Origin of the sequence: Streptomyces sp. NPDC048211 (genome assembly GCF_043202315.1) — a bacterium.
Taxonomy (GTDB): Bacteria; Actinomycetota; Actinomycetes; order Streptomycetales; family Streptomycetaceae; genus Streptomyces.
Genome location: NZ_JBIDAD010000003.1, coordinates 200,053 through 205,074 on the forward strand (window position 1 = coordinate 200,053; position 5,022 = coordinate 205,074).

Genomic DNA, 5,022 nt, shown 5'->3' on the forward strand with positions numbered 1-5,022 from the left:
GAGGGCTCGGGCGCGCGGATCAGGCCGTGCGGTAGGCGGATTCGAGGGCGGAGCGCACGGCGGCCGCGCTCGTTCCCCGGGTGAAGGCGGTGCTGGTCGCCGTGATCAGCGGCTGGGTGGCCGTCGGGGGGACGTACAGGTCGGGCAGGAGGACCTGGCCGACTCCGTCGCCGAGCTGCTGGGCCTTGGCCACCAGCGGGAAGTCCTTGCTGACGGTGTCGGTGACGAGCGCCATGTCCCGGCCGCTCTCGGTGATGAAGCGCGAGACCGTCTCGGGGCGGTACATGAAGCGCAGGAACTTCTCCACCGAGGACAGCTTCTTGACACCGTTGGGGCTGATCCAGAATCCGATGAGGGTGTGCGAGCGCAGGATGGTCGGCTTGCTGTGCGAGGCACCGGGGGCCAGTGGCCAGCCGCCGATCTCCGTGTGTCCGGCCGCCTTCGGTGCGACCTTCGCCAGCGCCGAGGACATCGCGGACTGGATGGCCGCCGCCTCGGTGTTGTACTGCGTGGTCATGATGTCCGAGGTCAACCCCTGCGCCTTGTCGGCGAAGACGCCGGCGTCGCGCAGCTGGACGAAGTAGTCGATGCCCTCGCGGGCTCCCCTGCTGCCGCTGAAGTCGCCGCTCGTGTAGACCTTCCTCGCCTCGTCGAGCGTGAGGAAGGTCTGGATGATCTGGGCCAGCAGTTTCTGGCCGGTCCAGTCGTTGCCTCCGACGGTCACCGGGGCGATGCCCTTGGCACGCAGTCTGCGCGCGGCCCCGATCAGCTGGTCGCCGGTGGTGGGCACGGAGTCGACGCCGGCCCGCGCGAGCAGGGCGGTGTTGAAGGCGACGGGCCAGTTGGTGGCGAAGTAAGGGAAGGCGCGGAGCCTGCCCTTGGCATCGGTCCATTCCTCAAGGGCGGCGGGCAGTACGCGTTCGCGGAGCCCCCAGTCGTCGAGGTAGCCCTTCACGTCGACGGTGGCCCCGACATCGGTCCAGGCCAGGGTCTTGTCGTAGAGGTTGACCATGACCACGTCCGGCTCCTTGCGGGCCAGCCGGGAGGTCTCGTACACCTGGGGAAGGTCGTCCCCGTTGACGAGATTCTTGATCCGGATGTCCGGATTCTCCTCGTGGAACGCCTTGACGACGGCCTTGTAGGTGGGAGAACCGGGCGCGGTGGTGCCGAGCTGGGTGTGCACGAGCAGGGTGCCGGGGTCGGAATCGGCCGAGGCGAGTGTGGAGCAGCCGGACAGAGCGGTAGCGGCGGCAAGGCCGGAGCCTGCTGCGAGGAAACCGCGCCGGCTCAGGGATGAGCGCACAGCGGGATGTCTCCAACCAGGACGTTAACCATGTGGTTAATCGATGTACCAGTGGGCTGCGAGAAACCTAGAGCGACTTGCCGGAACGGTCAACCCCCGGTTGCACATGATGAAAATCCGGACATCCCGGTCGAGTTGGGGCCACCTCCGGGACTCCCCCGGTATCGCCCGACTGCGCAACCTCGCCCTCAGCGGATGCCGGGGCCCCATTTCCGGCGTCGACTCCCCCTTCGGAGAGCAGTTGATACGCGCATAGATCACGCAAACGCCGCCCTCGTCCGCGTCCAGCCGTCTCAGGGCCTCGTCAGCCGCTCCCGACGCTGTCGGCCACAGACCGGCGGAGTAGGTTGGCTCGCCATGCGGTACTTCGGGCAGGACGTCCTTGCATGCGCCGACGAGCTCGCCGAGGCGTACGTCGAGATCTTCACCTCCTCTCCCTGGGAGCACCGGGACGCCGGGACGGTCCGGGCAGCGTTCAGGGAACGGCTGGAGACGGACGCGCACCGGCCGGGCTTCCGCGCGCTCCTGGCCATGTCGGAAGACGGTGAGGTGGAGGGCTTCGTCACGGGGTGGACCACTCAGGCTCCGTTCCGTACCGATCGCGCCTACGGAGAGGTGACCCGGCGGCTCGGCGCCGACCGGGTGAACGAACTGCTGGTCGGTGCCTTCGAGATCGACGAGCTGGGAGTACGGTCGCGGGCCCGCGGCACCGGTCTTGGACGTCGGCTGCTGTCCGCGCTGACCGATGCCGCGCCGGGTGGCCGGGCGTGGCTGCTGACCTGGAGCCAGGCGCACGACACGCTTGGGTTCTACCACCGCTCCGGATGGCAGGAGCCGGAGCCCGTTCCGGGCCACGAGACAGACGTGGTCGTGTTCCTGTCTCCGAGCTGATCGGGCGGCGGCCACGCGCGATGCCGCCCGAGGATCCGGGCCGGCCCGGCCGGAGCGGAAGGCTCATTCCCGCAGATCAACCGCCGTGCTGTCCGTACGCCGGGCGCCTTCCCGATGCCGACGCGCCAGAGGGTGCCGTGATCATGCCCAGGCTGACGGCGGCCGCTCCATCGGGACGGGGTGTCGGCGTCTCGCTATGCACCGGGGAGCAGCCGGCTTGCGCACGCTTCCCATGGCTGAGGCTCGGCCAGGTCGTCCCTGTCGACGGCGTCCTCCTCGAACCAGCCCGCCCCCGCGAGCCACGTCTCCAGCCACGCCGCGAAGCCGGAGGAGTCGAGGAACCAACACTGTTCCCACGATCCGCCGCTGTACGGGTTCGGCTCGAAGAGCAGGACCTGGCCGTCTTCGCTGAGACAATCGACGGCCGCGTACATGGCACAGCCCCAGGTCAGGATCGGTACGACGCCCTCGGGCCATTGCGGGTACTCCGCGCCGACGGACGCCTGACGTCGCGTCAGGTACTCGCCCACGACGCTGGATCCCGGTCCGAGCAGGGGCAGCAGTCCGTAGTCGGGGCCGAAGCCGCCGTCGGCGACCTCGCGATACAGGCGCGCGAGCAGGGGATGCAGCGCAAGGCCCAGTTGCCTCTCGGCCGCAACGATCCGGGCATCGTCGACAGGCGCGGGAAGATCCTTGCTGTCCGAAGCGGCCCGGGTGGCGACGCGTCGGACGAGGTCGTCGAGATCGGTCATGGCCGTGATGCTGTCAGAGCACACTGACATGTCGACAGTCGGGCCTCCGGGTGCAAGGTGAGCCCAGCGTGGCCGGAGCCCAAGGGCTCAGCTCCGCCCGTTCGATCGGGGCCGCGGGAAGCGTGCGGTCGTGGACCTGGTGTCGCCACCACTCACCGTGACCGGCACCGCGACGGAGACCGGCTGTCGCCGGCCCTGAACCAACGTCGAGGGCCGTTCGAAGAAGCGTGTGTCAAAGTCCCTTCAGAACACGGTCGAGGGCCGCCCGCCCCACGGGTCCCCAGTTCGGCTTGCCGCCCGGAAGGCCCCGTTCTCCGTTCTGCCCCATGAGCATCAGGAAGAGGCTCTTCATGGCGGCGAGCCCGCGGGCGCGCCGGATCGCCGACTCGTCCGCATGCGCGTAGGTGTCGAAGAACCGAGACGCCGTGCCCGCGGGGAGCAGCACCCATGCGGCGGCGAGGTCCCATGCCGGATCGCCGGCGAACAAGCTGCCGAAGTCGACGATGCCCGAGAGCGTTCCGCCCGAGACGACGACGTTCGCGGGATGGAGGTCGCCGTGCACCCATACCGGCGGCCCCTCCCACGCGCGGGCCGCGACGGCGTCGTCCCAGACGGCCCGGACTTCGGCGGCGATGTCACCGGGGGCGACGGCCTGGAAGAACGTCTCGAAGCTCTCCGTGCAGTTCCTGGGGTGGGCGCCGCGATCCTGAGCCACCGGTGCCTCGGCGGGCGCCTCCACGTGGAGCGCCCGGAGGAAGCCCGCGAGCGTGTCGGCTGCGTGGTTGCCGCGGCTGATTTCACCGAGGTCCAGCGGCTCGCCGGGAACCCACGTCATCACGGTCCAGTGCTTGGGAAAGCGCTCGGACGGTTCACCGAACCGCACCGGGGTCGGCACCGGGAGCGGCAGGCGCGGGGCCAGCACGGGGAGCCACCGCCGCTCGTTCAGCTGGAGCTCCGGTGTGGGGTCCATGCGCTGCATGCGCACGGCCAACTCGTCCCCGAGACGCCACATCTGGTTGCCCCAGCCGCCCGCCACCTCGCGGATGGCGAGTCCGGCAAGGTCTGGATGCTGATCCTGGAGCAGGTCGCGGACCAGGTCCGCCGTGATCGCGATCTCGGTCATGCGACGTCACAGTACCGAGGCGGCCGGCGGAACGGTTCCGGTACTCCGGAACGTCCCACTGTGATCCTTTTCGGCCCCGGGTTCCGCGTGCCGCCGCGGGGGCGCGAGGGCAGTGGGACCGATGAGTGCAGGCCATCCCGGAAATCCTCATCGCCCGGCGGCTCACCGTGACCGGCGCTGCCTCAGGACCGGGCGGGGCGCCGGGCAGGGGGCGACGTGCTCACTGGGGCAGGTTGGCCTCGGCCGCCCGGCCGAGGATGTCCGCGCAGGTGGGTGACGGCACCGGCTCCCGGGCGGCGAGGACGGTCAGCGTGTGGCGCACCTCCGTACTCAGGCGAAGAAGTTGGTGGCTGGACCGGCCTCCCTTGTAGGTGTAGAGCCGGACGACCTTGACGGCGATCTCGTCGTGGTCGTCGGCGAAGGTGTCGGGGAGCCCGGCGAGCAGTTCGAAGTCGTGCTTGCCGGTCACCGCTTCGGCCACGGTGCTGAGGGGCAGGGTCCCGAATTCTGCTGCGGACAGGGAAGCGTCGACCGCGACAGCGTGGGCGGCCAGGGCCGCGAGGGTCTCGATGATTCGATGCCCCACCGTCGTGTCGACGCCCCAGGAACGCAGCCGCTGCCGGCGGCGATCCTGACGCCACGGCTCCTGGTCCATGAGCGGCAGCACGACGCGCCCCAGGTGGACGCAGTGACGCCACAGCGTGTCGTGGTCCGCGGTCATGTCCGCTCCTCTCCGGCGTGGTCAGGGGCCCGCCGCCCAGGCATGGCGGGCCACCCCCCTGCCTCCCGCACGCAGCACACGTGAAGTGCAACGCTGTTCGCCACCGGCCGGAGGGAATGGGGCAAATCACCGGGGTGGGGGTGCCCGCAGGTGGCCGCTGCGGTTGCCGACAGCCCGGCAGCCCGCATCTCCGCCGCGCCGGGAACCCGGCCGGGGAGCCGGGTGTCGCAGG

5 protein-coding genes are annotated in these 5,022 nt (G+C 70.1%); 1 reads left to right on the forward strand and 4 read right to left on the reverse strand.

Going from position 1 to position 5,022, the window contains the following annotated elements; translation table 11 throughout:
• Positions 1 to 19: 19 nt before the first annotated feature.
• Positions 20 to 1,303 (reverse strand): ABC transporter substrate-binding protein, encoded by a 1,284-nt coding sequence (locus tag ACGFZA_RS13770; protein ID WP_393679029.1) that lies wholly within the window; start codon positions 1,301 to 1,303, stop codon positions 20 to 22.
• 357 nt (positions 1,304 to 1,660) lie between these two features.
• On the opposite strand from ACGFZA_RS13770, the gene ACGFZA_RS13775 reads away from it, so the two are divergent.
• Positions 1,661 to 2,194 carry a GNAT family N-acetyltransferase gene (locus ACGFZA_RS13775; RefSeq protein ID WP_393679030.1) on the forward strand — a complete coding sequence of 178 codons (534 nt, stop codon included), beginning with the start codon at positions 1,661 to 1,663 and terminating at the stop codon, positions 2,192 to 2,194.
• A 194-nt stretch (positions 2,195 to 2,388) separates the two neighbouring features.
• On the opposite strand, the gene ACGFZA_RS13780 is transcribed toward ACGFZA_RS13775, so the two are convergent.
• The 3 genes from ACGFZA_RS13780 to ACGFZA_RS13790 form a co-directional block, all read right to left on the reverse strand.
• Positions 2,389 to 2,946 carry an SMI1/KNR4 family protein gene (locus tag ACGFZA_RS13780; RefSeq protein ID WP_393679031.1) on the reverse strand — a complete coding sequence of 186 codons (558 nt, stop codon included), beginning with the start codon at positions 2,944 to 2,946 and terminating at the stop codon, positions 2,389 to 2,391.
• A 232-nt stretch (positions 2,947 to 3,178) separates the two neighbouring features.
• Positions 3,179 to 4,069: an aminoglycoside phosphotransferase family protein gene (locus tag ACGFZA_RS13785; RefSeq protein ID WP_385272214.1), complete on the reverse strand. Its 891-nt coding sequence runs from the start codon at positions 4,067 to 4,069 to the stop codon at positions 3,179 to 3,181.
• A 220-nt stretch (positions 4,070 to 4,289) separates the two neighbouring features.
• Positions 4,290 to 4,790, reverse strand: a complete 501-nt coding sequence (locus ACGFZA_RS13790) for a hypothetical protein (protein WP_393679032.1) — start codon at positions 4,788 to 4,790, stop codon at positions 4,290 to 4,292.
• Between the last annotated feature and the right edge of the window lie 232 nt (positions 4,791 to 5,022).

Bases quoted from the DNA above. Each gene is read 5' to 3' on its own strand.
- ACGFZA_RS13785 (WP_385272214.1), bottom strand. From the start codon at position 4,069: ATGACCGAGATCGCGATCACGGCGGACCTGGTCCGCGACCTGCTCCAG.
- ACGFZA_RS13790 (WP_393679032.1), bottom strand. From the start codon at position 4,790: ATGACCGCGGACCACGACACGCTGTGGCGTCACTGCGTCCACCTGGGG.
- ACGFZA_RS13780 (WP_393679031.1), bottom strand. From the start codon at position 2,946: ATGACCGATCTCGACGACCTCGTCCGACGCGTCGCCACCCGGGCCGCT.
- ACGFZA_RS13775 (WP_393679030.1), top strand. From the start codon at position 1,661: ATGCGGTACTTCGGGCAGGACGTCCTTGCATGCGCCGACGAGCTCGCC.